General features: G+C 61.0%; 24 protein-coding genes and 1 tRNA gene. 18 read left to right on the forward strand and 7 right to left on the reverse strand.

What is annotated here, in order from left to right; genetic code table 11:
• Nucleotides 1-8: 8 nt before the first annotated feature.
• Nucleotides 9-860 carry an alpha/beta fold hydrolase gene (locus IIC71_11275; GenBank protein MCH7669760.1) on the reverse strand — a complete coding sequence of 284 codons (852 nt, stop codon included), beginning with the start codon at nucleotides 858-860 and terminating at the stop codon, nucleotides 9-11.
• On the reverse strand, nucleotides 857-1,045 hold the full coding sequence (locus IIC71_11280) for a hypothetical protein (protein ID MCH7669761.1): 189 nt from the start codon (nucleotides 1,043-1,045) through the stop codon (nucleotides 857-859). Before IIC71_11280 ends, IIC71_11275 begins: the two co-directional genes overlap by 4 nt.
• 85 nt (nucleotides 1,046-1,130) lie before the next feature.
• Here IIC71_11280 and IIC71_11285 point away from each other — a divergent pair, with 85 nt between their 5' ends.
• Complete coding sequence (locus IIC71_11285; protein MCH7669762.1) at nucleotides 1,131-1,643, forward strand: helix-turn-helix transcriptional regulator; 513 nt, start codon at nucleotides 1,131-1,133, stop codon at nucleotides 1,641-1,643.
• 36 nt (nucleotides 1,644-1,679) lie between these two features.
• Here the strand turns inward: IIC71_11285 and IIC71_11290 are convergent, their stop codons facing one another.
• Nucleotides 1,680-2,237: a TetR/AcrR family transcriptional regulator gene (locus IIC71_11290; protein ID MCH7669763.1), complete on the reverse strand. Its 558-nt coding sequence runs from the start codon at nucleotides 2,235-2,237 to the stop codon at nucleotides 1,680-1,682.
• Nucleotides 2,238-2,467: 230 nt separating this feature from the next.
• On the opposite strand from IIC71_11290, the gene IIC71_11295 reads away from it, so the two are divergent.
• The 3 genes from IIC71_11295 to IIC71_11305 all read left to right on the forward strand — a co-directional run bounded on the left by IIC71_11295 (nucleotide 2,468) and on the right by IIC71_11305 (nucleotide 7,806).
• On the forward strand, nucleotides 2,468-4,114 hold the full coding sequence (locus IIC71_11295; protein ID MCH7669764.1) for an MFS transporter: 1,647 nt from the start codon (nucleotides 2,468-2,470) through the stop codon (nucleotides 4,112-4,114).
• Between the two features lie 411 nt (nucleotides 4,115-4,525).
• Nucleotides 4,526-5,254 carry an ABC transporter ATP-binding protein gene (locus tag IIC71_11300; GenBank protein MCH7669765.1) on the forward strand — a complete coding sequence of 243 codons (729 nt, stop codon included), beginning with the start codon at nucleotides 4,526-4,528 and terminating at the stop codon, nucleotides 5,252-5,254.
• A 2-nt stretch (nucleotides 5,255-5,256) separates the two neighbouring features.
• Nucleotides 5,257-7,806: an ABC transporter permease gene (locus IIC71_11305; protein MCH7669766.1), complete on the forward strand. Its 2,550-nt coding sequence runs from the start codon at nucleotides 5,257-5,259 to the stop codon at nucleotides 7,804-7,806.
• Between the two features lie 187 nt (nucleotides 7,807-7,993).
• Here the strand turns inward: IIC71_11305 and IIC71_11310 are convergent, their stop codons facing one another.
• Nucleotides 7,994-8,968 carry an IS481 family transposase gene (locus IIC71_11310; GenBank protein MCH7669767.1) on the reverse strand — a complete coding sequence of 325 codons (975 nt, stop codon included), beginning with the start codon at nucleotides 8,966-8,968 and terminating at the stop codon, nucleotides 7,994-7,996.
• A 144-nt stretch (nucleotides 8,969-9,112) separates the two neighbouring features.
• Here IIC71_11310 and IIC71_11315 point away from each other — a divergent pair, with 144 nt between their 5' ends.
• The 3 genes from IIC71_11315 to IIC71_11325 all read left to right on the forward strand — a co-directional run bounded on the left by IIC71_11315 (nucleotide 9,113) and on the right by IIC71_11325 (nucleotide 11,191).
• Nucleotides 9,113-9,859, forward strand: coding sequence for an alpha/beta hydrolase (locus IIC71_11315; protein MCH7669768.1), 747 nt, complete (start codon nucleotides 9,113-9,115; stop codon nucleotides 9,857-9,859).
• Nucleotides 9,860-9,897: 38 nt separating this feature from the next.
• A complete protein-coding gene (locus IIC71_11320; protein MCH7669769.1) occupies nucleotides 9,898-10,584 on the forward strand; it encodes a hypothetical protein in 687 nt (228 codons plus the stop codon).
• Nucleotides 10,585-10,669: 85 nt separating this feature from the next.
• Nucleotides 10,670-11,191: an N-acetyltransferase gene (locus IIC71_11325; GenBank protein MCH7669770.1), complete on the forward strand. Its 522-nt coding sequence runs from the start codon at nucleotides 10,670-10,672 to the stop codon at nucleotides 11,189-11,191.
• Here the strand turns inward: IIC71_11325 and IIC71_11330 are convergent.
• The gene (locus IIC71_11330; protein MCH7669771.1) at nucleotides 11,183-11,581 is read right to left on the reverse strand and encodes a PPOX class F420-dependent oxidoreductase; all 399 of its coding nucleotides are present in this window, start codon (nucleotides 11,579-11,581) and stop codon (nucleotides 11,183-11,185) included. The genes IIC71_11325 and IIC71_11330 overlap by 9 nt on opposite strands.
• Nucleotides 11,582-11,665: 84 nt before the next feature.
• Here IIC71_11330 and hemF point away from each other — a divergent pair, with 84 nt between their 5' ends.
• From hemF to IIC71_11385, 11 genes are all read left to right on the forward strand, one after another.
• Nucleotides 11,666-12,553 carry an oxygen-dependent coproporphyrinogen oxidase gene (hemF, locus tag IIC71_11335; protein ID MCH7669772.1) on the forward strand — a complete coding sequence of 296 codons (888 nt, stop codon included), beginning with the start codon at nucleotides 11,666-11,668 and terminating at the stop codon, nucleotides 12,551-12,553.
• Between the two features lie 90 nt (nucleotides 12,554-12,643).
• Nucleotides 12,644-13,897, forward strand: a complete 1,254-nt coding sequence (locus tag IIC71_11340; GenBank protein MCH7669773.1) for a hypothetical protein — start codon at nucleotides 12,644-12,646, stop codon at nucleotides 13,895-13,897.
• Entirely contained in the window at nucleotides 13,887-14,750 is an 864-nt protein-coding gene (hemC, locus tag IIC71_11345) for a hydroxymethylbilane synthase (GenBank protein MCH7669774.1), read from the forward strand. The genes IIC71_11340 and hemC overlap by 11 nt, the downstream gene beginning before the upstream one ends.
• Nucleotides 14,747-15,499, forward strand: a complete 753-nt coding sequence (locus IIC71_11350; protein MCH7669775.1) for a uroporphyrinogen-III synthase — start codon at nucleotides 14,747-14,749, stop codon at nucleotides 15,497-15,499. The genes hemC and IIC71_11350 overlap by 4 nt, the downstream gene beginning before the upstream one ends.
• A complete protein-coding gene (gene hemB, locus IIC71_11355; protein ID MCH7669776.1) occupies nucleotides 15,496-16,470 on the forward strand; it encodes a porphobilinogen synthase in 975 nt (324 codons plus the stop codon). The genes IIC71_11350 and hemB overlap by 4 nt, the downstream gene beginning before the upstream one ends.
• The gene (gene hemL / locus IIC71_11360) at nucleotides 16,467-17,744 is read left to right on the forward strand and encodes a glutamate-1-semialdehyde 2,1-aminomutase (GenBank protein ID MCH7669777.1); all 1,278 of its coding nucleotides are present in this window, start codon (nucleotides 16,467-16,469) and stop codon (nucleotides 17,742-17,744) included. The genes hemB and hemL overlap by 4 nt, the downstream gene beginning before the upstream one ends.
• Nucleotides 17,745-17,773: 29 nt before the next feature.
• Nucleotides 17,774-18,733, forward strand: coding sequence for a uroporphyrinogen decarboxylase (locus IIC71_11365; protein ID MCH7669778.1), 960 nt, complete (start codon nucleotides 17,774-17,776; stop codon nucleotides 18,731-18,733).
• Complete coding sequence (hemH, locus tag IIC71_11370) at nucleotides 18,733-19,773, forward strand: ferrochelatase (protein MCH7669779.1); 1,041 nt, start codon at nucleotides 18,733-18,735, stop codon at nucleotides 19,771-19,773. Before IIC71_11365 ends, hemH begins: the two co-directional genes overlap by 1 nt.
• Complete coding sequence (hemG, locus tag IIC71_11375) at nucleotides 19,770-21,110, forward strand: protoporphyrinogen oxidase (GenBank protein MCH7669780.1); 1,341 nt, start codon at nucleotides 19,770-19,772, stop codon at nucleotides 21,108-21,110. Before hemH ends, hemG begins: the two co-directional genes overlap by 4 nt.
• Nucleotides 21,111-21,151: 41 nt before the next feature.
• Nucleotides 21,152-21,229, forward strand: a tRNA-Val gene (locus IIC71_11380).
• A 643-nt stretch (nucleotides 21,230-21,872) separates the two neighbouring features.
• Nucleotides 21,873-22,202, forward strand: a complete 330-nt coding sequence (locus IIC71_11385) for a GYD domain-containing protein (protein MCH7669781.1) — start codon at nucleotides 21,873-21,875, stop codon at nucleotides 22,200-22,202.
• A 126-nt stretch (nucleotides 22,203-22,328) separates the two neighbouring features.
• On the opposite strand, the gene IIC71_11390 is transcribed toward IIC71_11385, so the two are convergent.
• Together IIC71_11390 and IIC71_11395 are read right to left on the reverse strand one after the other, a co-directional pair.
• Complete coding sequence (locus IIC71_11390) at nucleotides 22,329-22,499, reverse strand: hypothetical protein (protein ID MCH7669782.1); 171 nt, start codon at nucleotides 22,497-22,499, stop codon at nucleotides 22,329-22,331.
• Nucleotides 22,499-22,959, reverse strand: a 461-nt coding sequence (locus IIC71_11395; GenBank protein ID MCH7669783.1) for a phage major capsid protein, incomplete at its 5' end; no start/stop codon positions are given. The genes IIC71_11395 and IIC71_11390, both read right to left, overlap by 1 nt.

Below are 22,959 nucleotides of genomic sequence, written 5' to 3' on the forward strand. Positions count from 1 at the left end.
TGTCACACCTAGGCCGACACTGGCTCTGTGGAGGCTAAGGATGCGATCTGGTTGATGATCTCAGGTGCGCGGAGCACGCCATTGTGTCCGTGGCCTCGTGTGCTCACAAGGTTTACACCCCAACGTTCAGCCAGTAGCTTGGCCTCTTCGATCGGCACCATGTCGTCATCGACGTCGTGGATGATCAGGGTGTGGCCGGGTACGTTCATGTCGAGGATCTCTTTGGGGATTCGGTCCCAGAGGTCTTGGCCGAATCTGTCCTCCATCGAGTGCTTAACCGCCTTGGCGACCGCGGGCCGAAGCTGAAGGATGGCTGCGAACGTTTCGAGAGCTTGATGGGGCCGCAGGCCGGGGGCCAGGAGTACAAGCCTGTCGGCTTTGAGCGAACGTTGCATCGCCATTGCTGTGGCCATTGCTCCCAGTGAATGGGCGACGACGATGTCGACCTTGCCGAGAGCGTTTCCGGCGATCTCGATGGCGTCCGCCATCTCGAAGGCGTCTGTGGAACGTCCGGCCTCGATGCCGTGGGCTGGGAGGTCGATGACCACACATCGGTAGCCCTGCTCTGTGAGCCGCTGGGCGATCCGGCGGTATTGGCGCGACGAGCCGGCCCATCCGTGGATCAGGAGGGCCGTTCGCGAACCATTGCCTGTCTCATAGCCGTGGACTACCGATCCCGCCGTCTCGAAGGTGATCCTGCGTGCCCCCGGTGGAATCTGCGGTGACCGAGGCCGCCCGAGTGGGAACGGCGTGAACCACAGATAGGTGGCGATACGGCCTGCCAGCGCGGGTGCGACGTACGAGAGGCCGGCGAGGCCCACGCTCACCGTCTTGAGCGCTGCCGCCTCCTTTCGGCTCATGCGACCCTCCGCACCTGAGGTGGGTCTTCCTGCATCAACCCGGCGGTCTCCGCGATCGGGCCGACGCCGTATTCGAGATCGGCCATGACCTCTTCGGGCGAGAGGCCAAGTTCGAACCCATCGAGATTGATCTCGATACGTCCCATAACAGCCTGTCGGGCTCTGTTCCTGTTGTTCCGCAACATGTGCTCCTCCTTAGTGAGTTTTGTTGTGCAACCCACTATGGCATAGTTGGTTGCACAATGCAACTCACTTAGGTATGATGTCGACATGGCACCGACAGAGTCCGGCGAGGCGGGCACCAACCGCTACGACATCGATTGCTCTGTGGCGCGAACCCTCGAGCACATCGGGGAGCGGTGGACTTTCATGGTCTTGCGCGACGCGTTCTACGGCGTCCGCCGCTTCGACGACTTCCAAGCCAGTCTCGGTGTGGCCCGGAACATCCTGACCAAACGTCTCACCAAGCTCGTGGACGCCGGGATCATGCGCAAAGAGTCCTACCAGGAGCATCCGCCCCGCTATGAGTACCGGCTGACTGAGAAGGGGCGGGATCTTGTGCCGATCCTCACCTTCCTTCTCGCATGGGGCGACAAGTGGGAGACCGAGAACGAGCCGCCGGTGCGGCTGATCCACACCACCTGTGGCAGGGTGATGCACACCCAGGGCGTGTGCTCGGTATGCGGCGACGAGATCAACGCCTTCAATCTGCGATTGGACCCGGTCCCACAGATCGTGGTCGAACGGGGCCTCAAATCGAAGCCGGCAGCCCACGCCACCTGAACCACTAGCAGGCGGCAGCCTTCTATATCTCAGCTCCTATGTGGTTTTGGTGAGTTCCTCGTAGATCTCGTCCATCCTCTCGGGCGGATAAGGCCTGTCGTTGTCGAGCCACCAGGTCAGGAGTGCGAGGAGCGAGCTGGCGAGGAACCCTGCTCGAACCTCGATCGGGATGGTGGTCTGGTCGTTGGCGTCCGGGCGCCGTTCCAGCTCCGATGTGGCGTGACCCAGCAACGTGCTGTGGATCATCTCGGTGACGATATCGATCCCGCGACCGCCGAGCAGCGCCTTGTATAGATGGTGGTACTCGCCCAGGTGGCGAAACAGGGCGAGGCTCGGCATGGTCGACCCGGCGTCGGTTTGCTCCTGTGCCATGTGCAGCTCCATGTCATCGGCGAGCTGGGTCCAGCTGATGAGAAGTTCGTCTTTTGTCTCGTAGTGGGCGTAGAACGTCGACCGGCCAACGTCGGCCCGGTCGATGAGGTCTTGCACCGTTATCTTGTCGTAGCCCTTCTCGATGATGAGCGACTCGAGCGCGTCGTCGAGTCGCTGCTTGGTTCGGCGCACCCGCCGGTCCGGTGGTCGCTTGTTGGTCATTGTTACCTTCTCGGTTTCCGGGCAATTGCTGGGGTGTGTCCCGTACCGCACGGTTCGGGGCTTTTGACTCTTGACACCCCAGTGTCCGATACATACTGTTTGTTATCAGACATGATGTTCTATACCGAACATACTATACAGAATCAGGTGCGGGTCCTCAAGTGGGAATCCGCGGGCTCAGCAATCGCCTGGTTCCACGAATCAGCCGTTGTTGACGGCGAGGAGGTTTCATGAAGACGCTCGAACCAACCCAGATACAAGCCGAGGGGAGCCGGCAAGAGGCAACCTCGGCGGCCGAACTGCGCAAACACCGTCTGCGGTGGTGGACGCTTGCCGTCGTCTCGGTGACTCTGGTGCTCGACACGATCGATGAGACGATCCTCAACGTGGTGCTGCCCACTCTTCAAAAAGAGCTGGGGGCGTCGGCGTCCGCTCTGCAGTGGATGGTCAACTCCTACATTCTGGTCTTTGGTGGTCTGCTGCTGATCATGGGCGCTCTGGGTGACCGTTTCGGCAGGGCACGGATGCTGCGAGCCGGTCTGGTGGTGTTCGGTGTCACGTCGTTCGCCGCGGCGTATGCAGACACCGCAGGGCAGTTGATCGCTGCCCGCGCCGTGATGGGAGCCGGGGCGGCGATGATGATGCCGGCGACCCTCTCAATAATCGTCGACGTGTTCAAAGGTAAGGAGAGGGCCAAAGCGATCTCCATCTGGGCTTCTCTGGCGGGAATCGGTCTCTTCCTGGGCCCGGTCCTCGGCGGGCTGTTGCTACAGCACTTCTACTGGGGTTCGGTGTTTCTGGTGAACGTGCCCATCGCCGCCGTCGCCCTCGTAGCCACTTTCGTTCTCGTACCTGACAGTCGCGACCCGCAAGCCAAACCGCTGGACATACCGGGCGCGATCCTATCGGCGGGGGCGATCGCAGCGCTGATCTATGCCATCATCGAGGGACCCGGCCAAGGATGGACATCTCCCCAGATTGTGGCATCGGCGGTGGCCGCGGTCCTGTTGGGCATCGGTTTTGGTATCCGCGAGACCCGAACCAGGTACCCGCTGCTGGACTTCGCCTTCTTCAGACGAGCCCGGTTCTCCACCGGCGCCGCCGCTATCAGCCTGGCGTTCTTCGCCATGGCGGCCCTGATTTTCGGTTTGACCCAGTACCTGCAGTTCGTGCAGGGCTACACCCCGCTGGAGGCGGGCATCCGGTTCCTGCCGGCGTCGCTGGGTCTGATGGTCGGCGCCATCGGCAGCGAAATGCTGGCGCTCCGCTACGGAACCACCAAGGTCGTCACCGGAGGCATGTTGCTCCTAGCCGCGACCATGCCCCTGATACTGTTGTGGGAGGTTGACACCCCCTACTGGGCTGTGGGAGGTGTCATCGCTTTGGTGGGGTTCTCGGCGGCAACCATCTTTGCCCCGTCCACCGAGGCGGTGATGGGCTCGGTACCCGAAGAGAAGGCCGGTGTCGGGTCAGCCATAAACGATCTAACCAGGCTGATAGCCACCGCTCTTGGCATCGCAGTGATCGGCTCGGCAATGAACTCGATCTACTCCAGCAGGGTCGCCGCCACGGTGATCGCACTGCCCGCCGAGGCAGCCGCCGCGGCCAAAGACTCCGTGGGAGCTGCGCTCCAGATAGCCGCCTCGCTCCCCGGCGAGTCCGGCGCGGCGCTGTCCGCCGCCGCCGCCGCAGCGTTCACAGACGCCTTTGGCCTGGCGATACTCATAGGCGCCGCCGTCATCTTCCTCGGAGCCCTGGTCGTGGCCAGGACGATGCCCGCCCACCACGAACCCCTACCCGAGGCCAAACCAGAAGAAGTCCAGGAAGTGGAGGCACTACCCGTTCCGCTGCCCGAGTACGAACCTGTCGGGTCTTAACCGGCCAGACACATCCCAACCCTACCGAGATCCAACGGCGGCCTCGGGCCCGGCTCGGTTGGGTTCAGCGGTTCGTCACCAAATCGAAAGAGAACCGTAAAGCACCACCCGGCATCTGCTGCCGGTCAAACAATGTTCCCTCGTTTAGTAAGAAAGACGAAAGATGATGAAGAAACTTAGACCCAGATTGAATTCCAGCTCGTCGACCCATTCACGACCCGGCCCTTCGGGACGGAAAGCGCCCGGGGCCAACATTCCGGACCGTTCCAGTCCGGCGAGAACCGACTCGACCACTGCCATAGACAGGTGGAGGGCTGAGGCGGTGTCGGCTGCGGTGAATCGGCCGTGGGAGCTCAAATGACGACTAACCACACCCTTGAGAGGACCCTCGACGACCTTGAGGCCCTCGCGATGACCTCGTCTGCTGCCCGAGCCGTGGAAGCGACCAAGATCTTTGGATCAGGTGATACCGCTGTGACCGCGATCGACCGTGTGTCAGTCGAGTTCCAGCGAGAGCGCTTCACGGCCATTATGGGTCCGAGCGGCTCGGGCAAGTCGACCCTCATGCATTGCATGGCCGGACTCGACCATCTGACGTCGGGTCAGGTGTTTATCGGTGATCAGGACCTCGGTGATCTCAAGGACCGGGAGCTCACCAAGGTGCGACGCGACCGGGTGGGGTTCATCTTCCAGGCTTTCAACCTGGTCCCTACTCTGACGGCGCTGGAGAACATCACTCTCCCTATGGACATCGCCGGCCGTGACCCGGACCAGGCCTGGCTCGACTCGGTGATTGAGAACCTGGGGCTCGGTGATCGGCTCGGACATCGACCCGCCGAGTTGTCGGGCGGTCAGCAACAGCGAGTCGCGGCTGCCCGCGCGCTGGCCGGTCGACCGGAGCTGATATTCGCCGACGAGCCGAGCGGCAACCTCGACTCCACCTCGAGTGCCGAGCTGCTCGACCTCCTCGCTCAGGCAGTCCGCGAGTTCGGTCAGACGATCGTGATGGTCACCCACGACCCGATTGCAGCCAGCTACGCGGATCGGGTGATATTCCTCCAGGATGGCCGGATCGTCGGTGAGATGACCCAGCCGACGCCCGACCGGGTGCTTGACCGTATCAAATCGTTGGAGGCCTGACGATGCTTAGCGTTACTTTGAAGAGCCTTTGGGCCCACAAGCTGCGTTTGGGCCTGACGGGCCTGGCAATCGTCCTCGGGGTGGGTTTTATCTCGGGAACCTTTGTCTTCACCGACACCATCAACAAGGCGTTCGACGGCATCTTCGAAGACGCCTTCCGCGGTGTCGACATTGTCATCTCAGCCGACTCGGAGCTGCAGTTCGGAGAGGGCGTCTATTTGCCGGAGTCAGAGATCCAGAAGTTAAGCGAGGTCGAAGACATCGACCAGCTGGTCCCTGTTCTCCGAGGCTTTGGGGTCGTGATCCTCGACAAGGACGGTGAGCCGATCGGCGGCGGAGGGCCACCGCAGCTCGCCATCAGTTTCACGGAAACCGATGTGGGTACCGGCGGATTCAACCTTCGCTCCGGCAGGTACCCACAAGGACCTGGAGAGGTGGTGATCGACGCCCGAACCGCAACTGACAACGGCTTCGCCATTGGAGACACCGTCTCCGTGGTAGCTCCAACCAGTCCGGCCCGTGGGTACACACTGGTGGGGATCGCCGGGTTCGGAGGGATGAACAATCTGGGTGGCGTCACCTCGGCTCTGTTCGACCTAGCGACACTTCAGGTTCTCTTAGATCGTGAAGACCAGCTAACCGGTGCCAGCATTCAGGTCGCCCCCGGTGCCAGCGTCGATGAAGTAATCGCCGAACTCCAACCGTCGCTTCCCGAGGGCGCACGAGCACGTTCGGGTCAGACAGCTGCCGAGGAGCGGGCGGGCAAGATCCAGGAAGGGCTGGCCTTTTTCAAGACTTTCCTTCTGACCTTCGGCTTTATTGCCGTCTTCGTCGGGGCGTTCATCATCGCCAACACTTTTCGCATCACCGTGACCCAGCGGACCAAGGAGCTGGCCCTGTTCAGGGCACTGGGCGCCTCGGCCCGGCAGGTGAAGCTGATGGTGCTGACCGAGGCGGTTGTGATCGGGACGGTTGCCTCCATCGTGGGTATCGGCGTCGGGTTTGGCATTGCCATAGCACTCAGGGCAGCCCTTGAAGCATTCGGGATTGCGCTGCCGACGGCCGCGCCAACGCTGCAACCGCGGACGATCGTGGTTGCCCTGATCGTGGGCGTGGGGGTTACCGTGATATCGGCCATCCTCCCTGCCAGACGAGCCTCGCGGCTGCTACCGATCGCGGCCCTTCGCGAGGACCATGACGCTTCGGGTCGCAAGGCTCTGACCACCCGGGCCATCGTTGGCTCGATGGTGACGGCTACCGGTCTCTCGGTGCTTTTCTTCGGTCTGTTCGCGGACCTTGATGCTGGGCCACCCGAGATCGTCTATGTGGGTGTTGGTGCAGCAATCGTCTTCATCGGCGTGTCGATCCTGAGCGCACTGGTCGCGCAGCCGATGGCGCGGGTAATCGGTTGGCCGTTCGCCAGGCTGTACCGCGTTGCGGGCAAGCTCGCGCAGGAGAACGCCATCCGTAGTCCACGGCGCACCTCGGCCACGGCTGCCGCTCTGATGATTGGTGTCACCCTGGTGACCCTCGCCTCAGTAATGGCTGCATCGGTCCGCGAGACCATCGACGAGATCATCGGAAACGACATCGAAGCCGACGTCATCATCCGACCAACCAACGATCTCGACCCGAGTGCCTCGTTCACCCCAGAACTCGCAGCCCGCGCCGCCCAGGATGAGAGCGTGGCCGAGGTGACCCGCCTCCAGGCCGGAGCGGTTCTCCTAGATGAGAGCGAAACGTTCGTGACCGGTGTCGAACCGAACTATCCCGACTTCTTTCCACCCCAAGCCTCGGAGGGTCGCCTCTCGCCTGGTGGTGGCGAAGTAGTGGTCCATCGGGGGATTGCTGACGACAACTCACTCTCCATCGGCTCAAAGCTGGTACTCACCTTCGAAGCGACGGGCGTGAGGACGTTCACAGTAGTTGGCATTGCAGAGGGCGACGCCTGGAACGGGATCATTGCCATCTCCCAACAAGACTGGATCGAAAACTACGAGGTCGAGTCCGACGCACAGGTATACGTGCGAGCCGCCGAAGGCTTCTCGCCGGAGGAGGTCAAGACCAGGTTGGCAGCCCTATCCGAAGACGTTCCCACCGCCCAGGTACAGACATTCGACGAGCTGCTGACCGACGCCGAGAAGCGGATCAATCAGCTCCTCAACCTGATCACCGGCCTACTCGGCCTCGCGGTGATCATTGCGCTGCTCGGAGTCACCAACACCATGACGCTGTCGGTGTTCGAACGGACACGAGAAATCGGATTGCTGAGAGCCGTGGGCCTCAGCCGTCGGCAGACAAGACGGATGGTGCGCTCCGAAGCGTCGATCATCGCAGTGTTCGGTTCTACGCTCGGCGTCGTGATCGGCGTGTTCTTCGCCTGGGCGATCCTGCAGGCGCTGGCCGACCGGGGATTCAGCGCCTTCGCGATCCCATTCGGCACGTTGGCACTCTGGATCATCGCCACCGGTCTACTCGGCGTCGTCTTCGCCATCGCCCCAGCCTGGCGAGCCTCCAACCTCGATGTGCTTGACGCCATTGCCCACGAATAAAGCGGACGCCATGGAAGCCAATACAGCAGCCGAGCTCGCACCGTATATGGGATCAGGCGGTGTGAAGTCCGCCGCCGCGGCTGACGAATCGTGGGAAATGAGTCGTTGCGTTAATCGCCGCAGGCATCCTGTCATCGCAATTGTTCAGCAAGGCCTTCACGACCGAGTCCGAGTTCACGAACGATCCCTAGGTGTGCTCTTCGGGGAGGTTGTCCTTGAGGATGCTGTTGGGGGTTGCCGATCCGGGCGATCCGTGGTCTCGGTGGTGATTGTAGAAGTGGATGAACCCTTGGTAGGCGTCGGTGCGTTGGCTTTGTGAGATCCAGGGTCCAATGTAGGCCCATTCTTCTAGCAGGATGCGGTGGAACCGTTCCACTTTCCCGTTGGTTTGGGGCCGATAGGGTCGTGTCTTTTTGACGACGGTGCCGGTGTCGGTACAGGCCCGGTACCAGAGTCCTGAGCGGTAACACGATCCGTTGTCTGTGATTACCCGCCCAGGTTTGATCCCGATCGATTGGTACCACGCTGCCGCCCGTTTCCAGAACCCCGCAGCGGTGGTGGCTTGTTCGTTGTGAAGGATCTCTGAATACGCAATACGGGTACGGTCGTCAATGGCGGTGTGGATATAGCGGTACCCGACTTGGCGGGACCTCGGACCCTCACCGGGGTAGCCGCGGCCCCGTGTCTTCCAGCCGCCACCGTCAGGGATTGCACCAAGTTTCTTGATATCGACGTGGATCAGTTCACCAGGCGTGTCTTGCTGATAGCGACGGACCGGTTCGGTGCGAGTGGCCCTGTCGCCACGATCCAGACGTCCCAGACCGGCACGGTTCAAAATGTTCTGCACCGTCGATGCCGCCAGCCCCACCATGGAAGCAATGTGGTCGGTACCCCACCGGCGCTTCGTGCGCAGATGAATCACCCGTCGCCGTCTCGGGGTCCGGTTCGGCGACTGATGCGGCTTTGACGACCGATCCTGCAACCCGTCAATGCCTTGAGCAACGAACCTGTCACGCCACTTGCGTACCGTCTTAGCGTCAACCTGGAACCGTTCCGCCGTCGTGACAATTGTCCATCCCTGATCCAAAACGCACGCCACCACACAGCGGCGCCCTACCAGGGTGAGCGGCGCATTGCGATGCTGTGTTCTACCGTAAGCCATGAGCCCTCCTTCGAGCTGCGAGTCGTAACCCACAGTCCCCCAAAAGGAGGGCTCACCCAAACACACCATCCACCCAGGGACAACGTCCCCGATTGTCACACCTAGGCCGCACGACATTCGGCTGCGGCCCGTTAGATTTTGCCGATGGAACAGTTAACTCTGCAGACGCGCACCTGGGGTGAGCGCGACAAACGGGCGCTCGTGCTTCACGGTTTGTCGTCGAACTCCGCAGGTTGGTGGCGCCTCGGACCCGACCTGGCCGATCTCGGATACACCGTCATCGCCCCTGATCTGCGGTCGCACGGCGAGAGTCCGAAGTCTGGCGATCTTTCGATCCCCGCATACGCCGGCGATGTGATCGCTCTCGGGTCCGGTTGGGACCTTGTGTTTGCACACAGCCTCGGTGCCGCCGTTGCGCTGGCGTGTTTTGCACAGGACGCCGGGTTTGCAAAAGCTCTCATTCTTGAAGACCCGGCCATCCGGCTTGAGGACAATCCGATGATTCGCGCGTGGCTCCTCGACGTGTTTGACAGACCGCTCACGGAAGAGCAGCTCGCGCGCGACAATCCTCGGTGGCACGTGAATGACGCCCGGACCAAGGCGGAGGCGCTGCGTCAGTCCGGTCCGGAGGCGGTTGTCGACACGCTCGGGGCACCGACCTGGGACGGCACGAGTGTCTTGGCCAGCCTCTCGGTGCCGACATTATTGCTCGGTGCCGATCCGGCGTTGGGAGCGCTCGTGTCGTCGGAGTCCGGACGTGGCGCCGCTGCTGCAAACCCCCGAATCCGGTATGAGATGATCACCAACGGCAGTCATTCCATGCATCGTGACGAGTACGGCCTATTCTGGGGTGTTGTAAGGGAATGGTTGGCGACCGCGTCAGCCGCGTGAACGGGACGTTGGACGTGACGAGATTTGTAGGAGACGAGATGGTTGTACGGGGTCCGCTGTCGCAGGACATCGCTCAGGATGGATTAGGTGATGCGTTGGCAAGCGTCGACGGGGTGGCTCGCACCGAGGTAGAGGTCGGCGACGACGGCCAGCAGGTCGTTCGCGTGTATCTCGATGGGTCGCAGGCGCCCGAGGATGTTGCCAAGGCAGTGGAAGCCGCAGTTCAAAGCGGTGCCGACAACCTGCCCGCCACCATTGCCCCGACCAAAACTGCCGACGCGCGGCGTCCGGGACTCGGTCGCGGGCTGGACTCTTTGCTGTCAGCAGCGGGTTCGTCCCCTGTGACGGGGACACCCTTGCACCAGATTCCCAAAGTGCAGTACTCGACCGGGGCAGCCGAGCTTGCGCTCGTTGCGATCGAAGAGTCGACTGACGGAATCGTCGTTCGCGCCCGCGACAGCCATGGCAGAGACGCCGTTGCCAACGTCGATGGCACTTCCGCGGGACTCAACTACGCCGTTAACGACGCGGTGGCCGAACTAGCTGGAGAGCCTTCTTCCCCTGAGGTGTTGGCCGTCGAGGTCCGTGACCATGAGCACGCTTCGGTACTGACGGTGCTCCTGGAAACCGCATCGGGAAAACGTGTCGCCGGTGCCGCGGTCGTTGAGGCGGGTATGCCCTTCACCCTGGGTCGCGCAATCTGGGCTGCGCTCGGTTCGGAATAGCGTGATGCGGCTACCGATGAGCGGTGGCAACGCAACCGAGCGAACCCGTTGATGCCGCGCGTCCTGCCTACGGTCGGCGATGTCGATGAATCCTTTACCTGACATGGCCTTGGTCCGCGCTGCACAGCTCGGCGACGCCGCGGTGATCGTTGACATAGCAAATCACTACGTCTCTACCTCGCACGTCACTTTCAGCGATACGGCGTGGACCCTCGCCTCGACTAGCGAATGGGTAGGCCATCGCGACAACACGGACTCGCACAGGATGCTCTTCGTGGTAGAAGGTTCGGAGGCGAATGTTGTTGGTTACGCCTATTCGGATCCGTACCGCTCGAAGGATGGCTACCGGTATAGCTGCGAGACGACGGTGTACATCGCACCATCCGCGCTAGGGCAGGGGCTCGGCAGGCAGCTCCTGGGGCACCTCGTTGAGCGATTGCGCGATGTCGGGGCGCACCGAGCCTATGCCGTGATTGCCACACCGAATGAGGTGTCGATTGCGCTACATGCCTCCATTGGTTACAGGAGGGTCGGAGTGATGAACGAAGTGGGTCGCAAATTTGACGAGTGGCGCTCGACCGAATTATGGGAGTGCCGTCTACGCTGAAAGTTGTTCAGAGCGTCCGAGCACCCGTTCGACGTTGATGGTGACGATCACGCGGTTGGGGTTGTCGCTCGTCGGTCTGTAGCGACGTTCAAATGCAGCTACTGCGTTGCGCAGCGTCGCGTCGTCCCTGGCGACAAAGGCTGGACCCTCAAGCGACAGCCATCGCGGTCCATCGACTTGACACACTGATGCGAACTTCGATCGCTCGATATTCTTGACCTTTTGCGAACCGGCGTCTGTCAGTATTCGTACGGCGCCGTTTGCATAAGTGAACCCGATCGCGACGCTGTGAGGTCGGCCGTCCGGCGACAGCGTCGTCAAAGTCGCAAGGTGGCGTTCGTCGAGGAACGAAAGGTCATTGGGCGTGAGGGCATCTGGTTGACGAGACATAGTCGGGCCATCGTACAGAGCAGCAAGACCTACGCTTTCGGTCCCCGAATTCGTTTGCTGCCGCCGCTGTGCGAATATGTCCGCATGAGCCCCTCACATGGTTCCATCGAAGAGTACTACCGCGTTTTGCAAGCGGATCTCTGTGAAAGGCTGGCGGCGTTTGATGGCTCCGCTACGTTCGGCGCTGACCGCTGGGAACGCCCTGGAGGAGGCGGCGGTCTGACACGGGTAATTTCTGGCGGGGACGTGTTCGCAAGGGGTGCAGTCAACGTGTCAGTCGTGCATGGGCTGATTCCCACCAAGCTAGGGGAGCAGATCGGCGCTGCGGGTGAAAATTTCTACGCCACCGGGATTTCGATGATTTTCCACCCGCGGAACCCGTTCGCGCCAACGATGCACGCCAACGTTCGTTACTTCGAGGTCGAGGGCGGGTCCGCGTGGTTCGCCGGTGGTTTCGATCTGACGCCGTATTACCTGTTCGAGGAGGATGCGCGGCATTTTCACAGTGTGTGTCGGCGGGTGTGTGACAATCACGCCGTCGCTGACTATTCCACAATGAAGGCCGATTGCGACAGTTACTTCTTCCTCAAACATCGCGGCGAGGCTCGCGGTGTCGGCGGATTGTTCTACGATCGACACAGCGAAGACTTGGATGAACAGTTTGCGTTCCAAAGGGAGCTTGGAGACTCGCTGTACGACAGTTACGTGCCGATTCTTGCCCGTCGCAGAGACACGCCGTTCAATGCCGCCAATGAGAGGTGGCATAGGGTCCGGCGTGGTCGGTACGTCGAATTCAATCTCGTATGGGACCGTGGGACGAAGTTCGGTCTCGAAACTGGTGGTCGTACCGAGTCGATCCTCGTGTCGATGCCGCCAGATGTTTCGTGGGACTACGACTCGATTCCCGCCGAAGGCACGCCTGAACGCGAGCTTCACGACTTGGTTACGGGTCCGCCGAGGGATTGGGTGTAGCACCGAGGTCGTTGTCCGTACTTGTTGCGCCGATGGTGGCGACACCGCCAACGCGCACATTTCCCGACGTTCGGTCGACAGGTAACATCAATGGAATCGTATTCGAATATCAATGGTCTAGAGTCAGCAGTGTTCCCCACATCCAGCGGAGTGCGCCCCATCTCCGACGTACGAATCTCAGGCATAACGTTTGCGTATCCCGCGGCTTCATCCGGGGTCCGTGCGTCTATGGCGCTGGGTCGCGACGAACTTGCCGCTGCCTACCGCAAACTCGCTGACGCCGGTGAACAAGCCTTCATACTGTCTACTTGTCTCCGGTTCGAGTTGCTCGTTCCTGGCGACGACGGTGATTTGGACCGGGTACTGAAAACGATTCACGGTGATCGTGTCACAGCCGATACAGGCCTGATGAGGCAAGATCTTTCGGCTCTGCACCATGTGTATCGAGTTGCCGCCGGTGTCGAGTCGCCGGTATTGGGCGAGCGGGAAATCCTCGCTCAGGTGCGTGAGTCTCTCAGTGTTGCTCGAGACGAAGGCAGATTGCGAGGGTCGTTTCGATCCCTTGTCGAGGGTGCAATTGGTGTCGGCCGAGCTGCCCGCGAGAGACTTCCTGAGTCACCTCATGGATCGCTGGCCGCGGTCGTTGCCCAGATTATGGGCCCTCACACCGCGGTCGCCGTATTTGGCGCCGGAACTATGGCGCGGTCGGTCGCTGCGGCCCTGCTTGCCCTCCCTGCACCGCCCGACGTCACCATGTACGTGCGCCGTCCAGAGGATCTCAACATTGCGGATGTCGAGATTCGCTCCATGGCGGACGCTGGCGCTGCGCTGCGATCATTTCCCGCGGTAGTTTCGGCAACATCAGCCCAGCAGAGACTGTTCTCGGTCGAAGAAATGCGGGCCGCCGTTGCTAACCGCATGACTCCCCTGACTCTGGTGGACCTCGCAATGCCGCCCGACTTCGAGCCGGGTGATGTGGACGACATCTTGTACCTAGGCATCGACGACCTTGCCGACATTGCGCGTTTGTCGAACCGTTCAGCCGCCGCTGATGAGCTTATTGCCGACGCTGCCGTAGAAGCGCTCGCTCGTGCCCGAAACCACGCGAAGGCCGGTCCTGTAATCACGGCAATTATGGAGGATGCCAAGCGAGCGGTGGCAGAAGAGGTCGAGCGCTTTTCAGGGCGCCTCAAGAATCCAGAGGACAGGGCGGTGTTGGCGCAGCTCGCTTCAACCGTGTCCAAGCGCATCTTGCACAAACCGGTGTCCTACCTCTCTTCGGGGGACGAAGGCAATGAGGCTTCAGACCTGATGGCGCGAGCCTTCGGCGTCGATGATGGGTGAGCTGACGCTCGCGACTAGGGGATCAGAACTTGCCTTGGCTCAGACGGCGTGGGTGGCGGATCGCTTGCGCCAAACCCACCCTGGGCTAGATGTGGGGATGCTGATCGTCGAATCGTCCGGCGACCGTGACCGCATCAGTCCCGTCGCAGCGCTCACCGAGATGGGTGCCTTTGTCCGTTCGCTGCAATACGCGGTGTTGGAGGGTCGCGCCGATGCGGCGGTGCATTCTTGCAAGGACCTGCCGACGGACTCTCCGGACGGCATATCAATTGCGGCGTTTCCCCAACGAGCCAACCCGTTCGACGTGCTGATTGGTGCTGACCTTGGAGATCTTGCACGATCCGCCGTCATCGGCACCGGCAGTCCGCGTCGTCGGGCTCAGCTTTCACTGCTTCGACCCGACGTTACGTTTGTGGAGCTGCGCGGAAACATCGGCACGAGGATTCGCAAGGTTCGCGAAGGCAATGTAGACGCGGCAATACTTGCCGCTGCCGGACTTGAGCGCCTGGGACGGGATAGCGACGCTGCCCACTACTTCACTCTCGAAACGATGATTCCGGCACCTGCGCAGGGTTCGCTGGCGGTCGAGGCCACGGTCGAATCCGAGGCCTACGGCCTGTTGTCCGCGATTGATGACCCCGGCGTGCGTCTGAGCGCCGAAACCGAACGGTTGGTGCTCTCCGAAACCGGGGCAGGATGTCGTTCCGCGCTGGGTGCGTATGCCGTCGTATCTGACTCGGGCATAACGCTACATGGATTCGTTGACGACGAGGGGGAACCGCGGAGGTTTGTTGCGCAAGCATCCACAAGCAGAGCCGTCGTGGAGGAGCTGGTGAAAGGACTCAAACTATGACGCACCCTCCTCGGGTCGCTGTTACCACCACCGTGGACCGGTACGACGAGGTCGCGGGCGCGCTCAGCGTCGCAGGTTGCGAACCAGTCGCTCTCCCATGTATCGAGGTCGTTTTTGCTGAGGGTCAAGCGCTTGATGAGATTCGCGTCGGTGTTGCACACGCTGACATCGTGGTTCTCACAAGTCAGCGCCCGATCTCGCTGGTGTGGCCCGATGGCATGACTGGTGTCAAAGTCCTCGCGGTTGGAGATGCGACCGCCGACACCGCGCGCGCCGCCGGTGCGTCGGTTGTCGGCATCGGGAAAGGTGGCGGGCTCGCGCTGGCCAAACTTTTCGGCGACAAAGTGGCCGGTCAACATGTCGTATATCCGCACGCCGGCGGCGCACCCAACCCCGTCGAGAAGATGCTGGCCCACATCACCGCCAGCTTTACCTCGTTCGAGGTGTATCGGGTAGATAGCGTGGCGCCCGCAGACGACGAAGTCGATGCTGCGATGTTCGCGAGCCCGAGTGCTGTCAGGTCCTGGGCAGCGGCCCGTGATTTTGATAGCCTCATCACCGCCGCAATAGGGGACACCACCGCGTCGGCTCTCGCGGAGCACGGGGTGGTGCCGAACGTCATCCCTGACAGCCCAGGGATGCTTCCGCTCGTGTCCGCCACCGCAAAATACGTCCTATCCAAAAACGCCTCCCAGGCCCAAACCGCCTCAAAGGCCCAAACCGTCTCAAAGGAAGTGACCGCCCAATGACTGCCTTCCCGTCCCGCCGAGGACGCCGCTTGCGGATGACGCCGGCGCTGCGAAACCAATTCGCAGAGACCAGAGTTTCCGCTGCGCAGTTTGTGCTTCCCGTCTTCATCGTCCCTGGGAAGAATGTTTCTCGGGCGATTCCGTCTATGCCCGGTCACAACCAGATGTCGGTCGATGTCGTTTGTGACGTGGCCCGTCGCGCCCAGGATGCCGGTGTCGGTGGCATGATGTTTTTCGGAATCCCGGCAACCAAGGACTCCGAGGGGACGTCCGGTTGGGACGAAGCCGGTCCTGTACCACGAGTGCTCGAAGCGGTCGCGCAAGCCGCGCCCGAGCTGGTTCGGTGGGCCGACGTGTGCCTCTGTGAATACACCGATCACGGTCACTGTGGAGTGGTCGTTGACGGAGTGGTCGACAACGATGCGACGTTGCCGCTGCTGACCAAGGCGGCCGTTGTCTACGCCGACTCCGGCGCTCAGATTGTCACCCCGTCTGACATGATGGATGGGCGCGTTGCCGCGATTCGCAGCGGGCTCGACACGGCCAGCCATGCAGACACTGCTATCTGTGTTCATGCCGTGAAGTACGCGTCTGCGTATTACGGTCCCTTCCGCGACGCAGTCGGTTCATCGCTGCAGTCGGGTGACCGGCGTTCTCACCAGATGAATCCGCCAAATCGACGCGAGGCCCGAGTTGAGGTCCTCGAAGACATTGCCGCCGGCGCAGACGTTGTGATGGTCAAACCGGCCGGGCCGTATCAGGACATCATCCGTCAGACTCGTGACATTGTGGATACTCCGGTCGCCGCCTATCAGGTGTCAGGCGAGTTCGCAATGATCAAGGCGGCGGCGGCCAACGGTTGGGTCGACGGCGATAGCGTGATGATGGAGTCGCTGACCGGGATTGCACGTGCGGGTGCAGATGTCATCGCCACCTATTTTGCGATCGAGGCGGCAGAGGCCTTGCAATGAACTCAGCCGAGTGGTTTGCGAGAGCCGAAGCGGTGATGCCGGGTGGTGTCAACTCGCCGGTGCGTGCGTTTGGAGCTGTCGGGGGAATACCCCCTTTTGTAACCTCCGCATCGGGTGCGTATCTCTCCACGGTCGCTGGCGAACGCCTCATCGACTTTGTTTCGTCGTGGGGGGCGATCGTTTACGGACACGCCGACCCTGATGTCGTTGAAGCGGTCGCTGCTGCTGCCGCCAAAGGCACGTCCTTCGGTATGCCGACGCCGGGTGAAGTCGAAATCGCTGAACTTATAACCGAGCTGGTGCCCTCGATTGATGTGCTGCGTTTCGTGAACTCTGGGACCGAGGCGACAATGTCCGCAATTCGGGTTGCCCGAGGCGCCACCGGCCGCGAAGTCGTGATCAAATTCGCCGGTTGTTACCACGGCCACGGTGACTCCTTTCTAGTCCAGGCCGGTTCTGGTGCGGCGACGTTCGGTGAGCCGAACAGTCTTGGTGTCCCCGCCGGCACAGTCGCCACGACCCGCGTCGTTGCTTACAACGACCTCGCCGCGGTGAAGGAGGCGTTGGCTCCCGGCGACGTGGCGTGTGTGATTGTCGAGCCTGTTGCCGGCAACATGGGTGTGGTGCCGCCATCGCCGGAGTTTCTTGACGGGCTGCGCACAATGTGCGACGGCCGTGAGACCCTTCTTATATTCGACGAAGTCATGACCGGTTTCCGTATTGCACGCGGTGGTGCCCAGGAGCGGTATGGGGTCACCGCCGATCTGACGGTTCTCGGCAAGATCGTCGCGGGTGGCACCCCGGCGGCTGTGTACGGCGGCCGCGAGGACCTCATGCGACTTGTGTCGCCAGATGGCGGCGTGTACCAGGCGGGGACACTTGCAGGTAACCCTCTCGCTGTAGCGGCAGGACTCACGACTCTGCGTCGTCTGCAAAACGATGACGCACTCTATGAACAGTTGGAGCGTTCGGGGCAGTACATGCAGGATCGCCTTGAGGCTGTCCTGAGAGATACGAAAATTGTCGGTTGCGTGCAACGGGTCGGATCCATGATGACGGTCTTTTTCGGTGTCGAAGTCGTCACTAGATGGGGCGACGCCGAGCAGTTGGACACTGCTAGGTTTGCGAAATATTTCCACGCCGCGCTGGACGGGGGAGTGATGCTGCCACCATCGGCATATGAGGCGATGTTCCTCACGGCCGCCCATTCGGACGAGATCACAGAGCAAGCCGCCGATGTGCTGGTGGCGGCAATTAGGGGTCTCGCCGAGTGAAGATCCTCGATGCGTTCGCCAGGGAACCGATGGATACACCGCCCGTGTGGCTGATGCGCCAGGCTGGTCGCTACTTGCCTGAGTATCGCGAGATCCGCAAGAAACACTCCTTCCAGGAGTCGGTGAGCACACCTGAGATCGCTGCCGAAATAACGCTGCAGCCTGTCCGACGCTTTGGGTTCGATGCCGCGATCCTTTTTGCAGACATCATGACGCCGCTTGAGGCGGTCGGTGTCAACATGACATTTGACCCGGGGCCCCGCTTGGAGCCAATGACTCTCGCGCAAATCGCCGACCTCCCAGAACTGGAGGAGGAGCGGGTTGGGTATGTCGCCGAAACGCTTCGAATCGTGCGCCGCGAACTACCCGAGGACACCGCCCTCATCGGTTTTGCAGGGGCGCCGGTGACCGTCATGGCGTATCTGCTCGAGGGTGGAGGATCGAACGAATTCATGGCCATGAGGACGGCTTTCCGAAATGACCCGATCGCTGCCCGGGCCGCTGTTGAGAGTCTTGGCCGCGCCATGAACACCTATCTTTCGATGCAAGTAGCAGCCGGCGCCGACGTGGTCCAACTGTTTGATACATGGATCGGAGCGCTCGACAGCTCGGCGGCGGGGCAGGTCGGCCTTGCCGGCGCGCGAACCGCTCTTGCGGGTCTCAGAACGCCGCGGATGTATTTTGCGCCGCACGCCCAGCATCTCCAGCAGAACATGACACAAGTAGGCGCCGACGGGTACGGCATTGATTGGCGTGAGCCGATCGGTAGTCAGTGGAACCGGATCGACAGTGATGCCGTGATCCAGGGGAATCTCGATCCGGCGGTGTTGCTAGCCGATCCTGCAACAATTCGGTCTGGCGTGCAAGAGATCCTGCGACAAACCGCTGGACGGCCGGGATTCGTCTTCAATCTCGGCCATGGCATTCACAAAAACACGCCGATCGACCACGTAACAACACTGGTGGATGCCGTAAGAGGAGAAACCTGATGGAAGATTTTGCAGCGCCGCTGCCGCCAATCCCTGGTCGCGTCGGTATCGTTGTCGCCCAGTTAGGTGGCCCCCGAGACCTTGGCGAAGTGCGTGGGTTTATCAAGGGTATTTTCACAGATCCTGATGCCGTCCCGATTCGCGGGGGCAACGTAACGCGACAAGTAGTTGGGTCGGTGATCTCAACACTGCGGGCACCGTTGGCCAAGAAGTACTACCGCCAGATCGGATCGGGATCCCCAATCCTGCCGATCACTCAGTCGCAGGCTCACCTTGTTGGGGAGGAACTCCGTCGACGTGGACACGACGTCGTAACCGCTGTCGCTATGCGAAACGGAAGACCAGACACGAGAGATGCGGTTGAACTTATACGCCGTCTTCGGGCCGAACATCTTGTCATGCTTCCCCTGTACCCGCAGTTCACCTTTGCGACCGTCGGGTCAGCTGAGAAGGAGCTGCGACGCGTCATCGCCCGGGTTGGTCAGTACGACCCAGCAGTGCTGCGGACGTGGCACAACCACCCAAGCTATATTGCGTTGCAGGCCAAACTCCTCACCGCAACGATTGAGCAACTGCCCGAGGACGAGAGGGAGGGCGTAGCTGTGCTCGTGTCGGCGCACGGTCTCCCACTTAAGGTCGTCGCCAAGGGTGACCCGTACCCCGAGGAGACCGAGCGGACGATGGCCGAGGTAGTAAAGCGTCTGCCATACCGTGTCGATGCGCGTCTCGGATATCAGTCGCGGACCGGGCCCATCAAATGGATCGGACCCGGGACGGAGGAGGTCATAGACGGTTTCGTGGCCGATGGACACAAAACCATTGTGATGTGGCCCGTCACGTTCGTGTCTGATCATGTCGAGACCCTCTACGAGACGGACATCTTGTTCAAAGATCACGCCATCGAAGTCGGTGTTGAGAAGTACCTGCGGGTCCCGGTGTTCAACGACATGCCCGACGTTGGGGCGGTGCTTGCAGACGTCATTGAACCGCTGGTGGTCGATGCAGTCAGTGGGACCGGAACCCCCTCGGTCCGCACATGAACAGAACCGAAGTCGTGGTAATCGGCGGAGGTCTTGCAGGGCTGTTCGCTGCGATCGAGTTAGCTCAACGCGACGTGGACGTTGTCGTCCTCGAAGCAGCGAAGGATGCGGGTGGGGTTGCGAGATCGATAGTCGACTCTGGGTATTTACTCGACGCCGCGGTCGGCTCATTCGTGTTGCCGCACCCATATCTGACGCCAATCCTTTCCCGGTTGGGTGTCGAACTAGTGCAAGCGGACAAATGTTCGCGTCGCAGATGGGTGTCGCACAAGCAACGTTTGAGGGTTTTGCCGATGGGTCTCAAACAGTTGGCCACGTCTGGTTTGCTCGGTCCCGTTGGCAAGGTGCGGGCCGTGTTTGAGCCTTTGCTCGGGCGTGGATCCACGAGCGACGATGAGTCGCTGAGTGAGTTCCTCAGTCGGCGATTTGGGCGCAGTGCTGGGCAGACAATGTCGTCGCTCATCGCGTCTGGCGTGTATGCGGGCGACCCCGAGCTGCTGTCGGCTGCCTCCTCATTCCCCCGGCTCTACGGACTCGAATCTGAGTCTGGGTCGATCGTGCGAGCAATGTTGTCAGCAAGAAACAACCGTCCTGCTGATCTGGCCCCGCCAAGCCTGCATGCTCCCGTCGGTGGAATGGCGTCTGTGGTGGACTCTTGCGCGGATGTTCTGGGCGAGAGACTTCACACGCAAACGAAGGTCACCAAGCTGGAGCGCTCGGAAGGGCAGTGGACGGTCGAGTCTTCGAAGGGTTCGTGGACGGCAGAGGATGTTGTTGTTGCGGTCCGCCCCGACCAGGCGAGCGGATTCTTGCCAAAGCCTGTGGCGTCGACGATGTCGGTAGCGCGTTCAGCCCCGGTGGTGGTAGTCGGCGTGGGTGGGAGAGCTGCTGACCTGCCGTTTCCTTACGGATTCGGGTATCTCACCATGCCGGGAGAGAACCTGCGTACGGTCGGCGTGATATTTGAGTCAGCAATGTTTCCAGGCCGGGCACCGTCTGGACATCGTATGGCAAAAGTTATCTTGGGAGGTTCACGCAACCCATACATGGTGGAGTGGTCCGACGAGCAGCTCGCTCAGATCGCGGTCGAAGAGCTCGCCTGGACACTGGACCAGACGCTGGAGGCGTCCTGGCTTGCGGTGGTTCGCCACCGTGCGGGAATTCCCCAATACGAGATCGGTCACGCCGCTCGGCGGGCCCACACCAACCGGGCCCTTGAGGCATATCCCGGGTTGCGGCTGATCGGGTGGGGGTACGACGGTGTTGCAATCGCAGATCGGGCCAAGGAGGCCGTCGAACTAGCAGACGCCATCACCGGGTCGAACACCGTCGTGTAACTTGACTCTGCAAACTTGCCGCTACACTCCGGCTCCGCCGGGGGCGTTTAGCTCAGCCCGGTTAGAGCGCTTCCCTTACAAGGAAGAAGTCGGCGGTTCGAATCCGTCAACGCCCACCATCGAAACCCCCTGTAAAAGGGGGGTTTCCCCAATGAACACAGGGTTTTCTGCGCACCCACCGTCAGACTTCGTTTCCCGTCGTTTCCCGTGAAAACCCGTCGTTTCGCGCCCTCCTGCGCCCTTTTCGCGCCCTCTGATTTGGCTCTCCCCGCCCCATCACCCCCACCACCCAGGGGGACACACCAAACACGGGACCAACACACACACCCCCACGACCGTGTGGGCTACTCTTTTTCTTTCTAGAGGCTGGGGACTAGCACACCGCTTGGTGCAATTTTCGTTGCGCAACGAAAAACTGTCATGGAACCATCACCGGGTGATAGCGTCTTTGGAACCCAAAGATCAAGCCTACTTTCTCACAGAAGCCGAATCACAAGACTGGTCGGCACGGGATTTGCGTGACGAGGTTCCGTCGTGGACTGCTTCGTTGCCGAGATCCAAGTCCTGTGTCGTTCGCTCCTCTTCTCCCAAACAATTACCACCAAGCGTACGCTCAAAAAGGTTGCGATGTCAGGGGGTCATTGCAACACTTGGGCAAGTTTCTCTGATGGTGTCATGTCGTTGTGGGCAGTGGCTGATTCATTTGCATCGGGCATGGACCGTTGGCTAGGCTCGACAATCAGGCCTACTGGAGGAGCGTCTATGTCCAAGTACATTATTTTCTACTCATACTCGAACGCTGCGGTCAAAGGTATGATCGATCATCCCAGCGACCGAACCGCAGCCGCGAGAGAAATGGCCGCTTCAGTCGGTGGATCGGTCGAAGCTGGCTATTGGATGCAGGGGAACCATGACGGCTTTATTATCGTCGACTTTCCCGACAGTGTCAGCGCCGCTGCCATATCTGCGGCCGTAGCGGCTACTGGGGCAATGTCGAGTATCGAAACCCACGAAATCTTCGACGATGTTCAACAGGAAGCGATCGTGAAAGCTGCCAAGACGGCTCTGCAGGCCTACACACCACCGCACTAGACATACATAGAGTAGGCGTCCTGAACGGTGCATGCCGTGCCCGCACAGAGCGGGACTTACCGGCCACCCTGGAGATCCTCGCAGCGGGGAAAGGTGGCCGTGCGAGAACCAAACACGGAGAGGTCTCTAATTCGACTTTGTTCCGGGGAGTCGGGCGGCCCACCATTGCAACGGTTGCGCCGGTGGGGTGTCGCCGTCCTTCGGGTCTGACATGGTGAGAACGATCCGGCCGTCGCCGCTGGTTGTGACACCAGCGACGACCACGTTGAGCCGATCCGAACCGTCTGCAAGACTCACTACGCCGCCGTAGCGATGTTGAGAAGTCTGAATGCATCTATGTGCGTGACGTCAGCACCCACCCGCCACCAGTACACGAAACCCCTTTGACCGCTTGGCCGGTTGTTCCCGGTAGCGAAAAGCTGCGGAATAAACTCGAGTGTCGAGCCGACCCGGTCAACGATTCTGTATTCCTTGAAGTCGCCACAAAGCAAAATGAAATTATCAGCCGTTTGGGCGGCGTCAATATCACTTGTGTCGCCCATCGAGGACGCTTCGAAGAATGGTTTCCGTAACAATCGGTCGCCGTCAATCAGTGGCGGTTCGGACCCCGAAGGGTTGAAGAATCTGCTGATCGTGTTGACCGTCGGTAGTCCCATTGTCCAGCTAGCGTTGGCCCGGTGACGTGCTGGCAGAGCCTCCAACGTCGTGTAGCAATCCGCTGCGACAAACACTTCGGCCGTCGCTGGCGTCACTTCCG

Source organism: Acidobacteriota bacterium, from assembly GCA_022562055.1.
Classification (GTDB): Bacteria; Actinomycetota; Acidimicrobiia; order Spongiisociales; family UBA5794; genus BMS3BBIN02.

Excerpts from the sequence above, each read along its gene's own strand:
- hemF (MCH7669772.1), top strand. The coding sequence starts at position 11,666 with ATGAGCCCCTCACATGGTTCCATCGAAGAGTACTACCGCGTTTTGCAA.
- IIC71_11340 (MCH7669773.1), top strand. The coding sequence starts at position 12,644 with ATGGAATCGTATTCGAATATCAATGGTCTAGAGTCAGCAGTGTTCCCC.
- hemB (MCH7669776.1), top strand. The coding sequence starts at position 15,496 with ATGACTGCCTTCCCGTCCCGCCGAGGACGCCGCTTGCGGATGACGCCG.
- IIC71_11330 (MCH7669771.1), bottom strand. The coding sequence starts at position 11,581 with ATGTCTCGTCAACCAGATGCCCTCACGCCCAATGACCTTTCGTTCCTC.
- IIC71_11300 (MCH7669765.1), top strand. The coding sequence starts at position 4,526 with ATGACCTCGTCTGCTGCCCGAGCCGTGGAAGCGACCAAGATCTTTGGA.
- IIC71_11350 (MCH7669775.1), top strand. The coding sequence starts at position 14,747 with ATGACGCACCCTCCTCGGGTCGCTGTTACCACCACCGTGGACCGGTAC.
- IIC71_11365 (MCH7669778.1), top strand. The coding sequence starts at position 17,774 with ATGGATACACCGCCCGTGTGGCTGATGCGCCAGGCTGGTCGCTACTTG.
- hemG (MCH7669780.1), top strand. The coding sequence starts at position 19,770 with ATGAACAGAACCGAAGTCGTGGTAATCGGCGGAGGTCTTGCAGGGCTG.
- IIC71_11385 (MCH7669781.1), top strand. The coding sequence starts at position 21,873 with ATGTCCAAGTACATTATTTTCTACTCATACTCGAACGCTGCGGTCAAA.
- IIC71_11305 (MCH7669766.1), top strand. The coding sequence starts at position 5,257 with ATGCTTAGCGTTACTTTGAAGAGCCTTTGGGCCCACAAGCTGCGTTTG.
- IIC71_11310 (MCH7669767.1), bottom strand. The coding sequence starts at position 8,968 with ATGGCTTACGGTAGAACACAGCATCGCAATGCGCCGCTCACCCTGGTA.
- IIC71_11315 (MCH7669768.1), top strand. The coding sequence starts at position 9,113 with ATGGAACAGTTAACTCTGCAGACGCGCACCTGGGGTGAGCGCGACAAA.
- IIC71_11275 (MCH7669760.1), bottom strand. The coding sequence starts at position 860 with ATGAGCCGAAAGGAGGCGGCAGCGCTCAAGACGGTGAGCGTGGGCCTC.
- IIC71_11295 (MCH7669764.1), top strand. The coding sequence starts at position 2,468 with ATGAAGACGCTCGAACCAACCCAGATACAAGCCGAGGGGAGCCGGCAA.
- hemL (MCH7669777.1), top strand. The coding sequence starts at position 16,467 with ATGAACTCAGCCGAGTGGTTTGCGAGAGCCGAAGCGGTGATGCCGGGT.
- IIC71_11280 (MCH7669761.1), bottom strand. The coding sequence starts at position 1,045 with ATGTTGCGGAACAACAGGAACAGAGCCCGACAGGCTGTTATGGGACGT.
- hemH (MCH7669779.1), top strand. The coding sequence starts at position 18,733 with ATGGAAGATTTTGCAGCGCCGCTGCCGCCAATCCCTGGTCGCGTCGGT.
- IIC71_11320 (MCH7669769.1), top strand. The coding sequence starts at position 9,898 with ATGGTTGTACGGGGTCCGCTGTCGCAGGACATCGCTCAGGATGGATTA.
- IIC71_11325 (MCH7669770.1), top strand. The coding sequence starts at position 10,670 with ATGAATCCTTTACCTGACATGGCCTTGGTCCGCGCTGCACAGCTCGGC.
- IIC71_11285 (MCH7669762.1), top strand. The coding sequence starts at position 1,131 with ATGGCACCGACAGAGTCCGGCGAGGCGGGCACCAACCGCTACGACATC.
- IIC71_11290 (MCH7669763.1), bottom strand. The coding sequence starts at position 2,237 with ATGACCAACAAGCGACCACCGGACCGGCGGGTGCGCCGAACCAAGCAG.
- hemC (MCH7669774.1), top strand. The coding sequence starts at position 13,887 with ATGATGGGTGAGCTGACGCTCGCGACTAGGGGATCAGAACTTGCCTTG.